At 25.2% G+C, this 1,760-nt stretch carries 3 protein-coding genes; all 3 read left to right on the forward strand.

Features of this window, described 5'->3' with window-relative positions:
- The first annotated feature begins 54 nt into the window (after positions 1-54).
- From MBIO_RS00625 to MBIO_RS00635, 3 genes are read left to right on the forward strand one after another with little or no spacing between them, the layout of a single operon-like run.
- Complete coding sequence (locus tag MBIO_RS00625) at positions 55-465, forward strand: hypothetical protein (protein WP_258408916.1); 411 nt, start codon at positions 55-57, stop codon at positions 463-465.
- A gap of 8 nt (positions 466-473) precedes the next feature.
- A complete protein-coding gene (locus MBIO_RS00630) occupies positions 474-662 on the forward strand; it encodes a nuclease PIN (RefSeq protein ID WP_013526823.1) in 189 nt (62 codons plus the stop codon).
- Entirely contained in the window at positions 652-1,518 is an 867-nt protein-coding gene (locus tag MBIO_RS00635) for an HpyAIV family type II restriction enzyme (protein ID WP_013526822.1), read from the forward strand. Before MBIO_RS00630 ends, MBIO_RS00635 begins: the two co-directional genes overlap by 11 nt.
- The last annotated feature ends 242 nt before the right edge of the window (positions 1,519-1,760 follow it).

Consider the following 1,760-nt stretch of genomic DNA (forward strand, 5'->3'; position numbering starts at 1 on the left):
AGAAGCTGATAAAGAAAAGAAAGCGGAATAAGAACCAAGAACTTTAAGGAAGTTTTGAAGAAATTACCTGCTCTTGCATTAAAAGGGTTCTTATGTCTTCAAGCATATTTAGTGGGCGGTTTGCCTTTAGTAATAGGTATAACTGCTATTAAATATTTCTTTGATAAAAGAAAAGAAAAAGCTTTAGCTAAAAATGAGATAAAGCCGGAAATTGCAAAGAACTTTAAGTTGAGCGATGGTGTTGCTAAAGAGATAACAAAAACGTTTAATGAAGCAATGAAAGAAATTGTTGTTTCAACTAAAGAGGCTGTGATGAGCCAATACCAAAAGGATTTAGCAAGTGGAAAGATTATAGCTGACGCATATGATAATGCGAATATTGAAAAAGCACAAAATGCAGCTATGAATAAAGAAATTGCTAAAGAAACAAAAATTGAAAATCCAAAGTCAAAGGCTAAAAAATAGGAGGAACTATGGAAAAGAAGAAAGGAAAAGGAAAAATTATGCATGAGATTAAAAACAATAAATTTGATGAAATTTTATTAAGTGAAGAATCAAAACAAAAAATAGATCAAGATTTAAAACAAAATGGTATCAAAAGTACCTTAGCTAAAAAATATCTTGAAGAATTAAAAACAATAGGAGAAAAATATGGAATATAGTCAATTTGAAGCAGAACTTAAAAGCGCCTTAACAAATGACCCTACATTAAAACTTTTAAAAGAAATAATCAATAAACCTTTTAATTTTGTTTCACCAACCAACCCATTTGATGTTAAGACTAAAATTAAACAATCATTTTTGAAGCATCAAGAAAGAATTTATGACAAATTTATTCAATATTGTGCTTTAAGTTTAATTACTCAATATGGTTTTAGTTTACAAAGAAGCAATTTTAGATACAATTTGCCTCTTAAAGAGGGACAACACTTAGGAGACATTCCTGAACAAGTAATAATCAATGCATCTTTCATTTTTAGATTGAATAATAATTCAACAAAAGATGAACCAACAGATATGTTTGTTGTTTATTTAAGAAAGAGAGATTGCTATTCACATAAAGCAATGAAAAAAACTTGTGAGAATATCATTAAACAATTAGAAGCCTTAAAAATTATTTACCCAAAAATGAATATTAAGGGTGCTTTATGATTTTTAGATAATGATTATATAAAGAATATTAGATTATTTAATAATTTTTATTATGAACAAGTAGACTTAAGACCTTATTATGGAGCTGATTTCTTTGAAATATTAGATAAAAAAGAAGATTGATTAAAGATAGAAAGTTTTATAAAAAAATTTAAAGAAAACAATCAAAATTATTTTTCGAAAATGCCAGATTTAGATCAATCAGATGAAGCACTTATAGCATTGCTTTATTTGGAAAAGTCAGAATGAACCAAATTAAATTCAAATAAAGAAATTTATAGAAATATTAAAGAAAATATTTTCAATTTAAATGATAAAAATTCTAATTTATTTAAAGCAATTGCAAAAAGGAACAAATCTTATTAATTATGAAAGAATTAATAATTTATTTAAAAAGAATCAAGTGAAAAATTATTAAATAAGACAAGGAGAAAATATGATTAGTAAAAGAAAAGTAGATGAAGATTTAAAACAAAATGGTATCAAAAGTACCTTAGCTAAAAAATATCTTGAAGAATTCAAAAAAATGGAACCAGAAAAATATGAAAAATTTAGAAAAGAAAGCAATAAAAAAATATGCAATAAGCTTTTGCTAAATAGAAAGAAAA

Source organism: Mycoplasmopsis fermentans PG18, from assembly GCF_000209735.1.
GTDB classification, from domain to species: domain Bacteria; phylum Bacillota_I; class Bacilli_A; order Mycoplasmatales; family Metamycoplasmataceae; genus Mycoplasmopsis; species Mycoplasmopsis fermentans.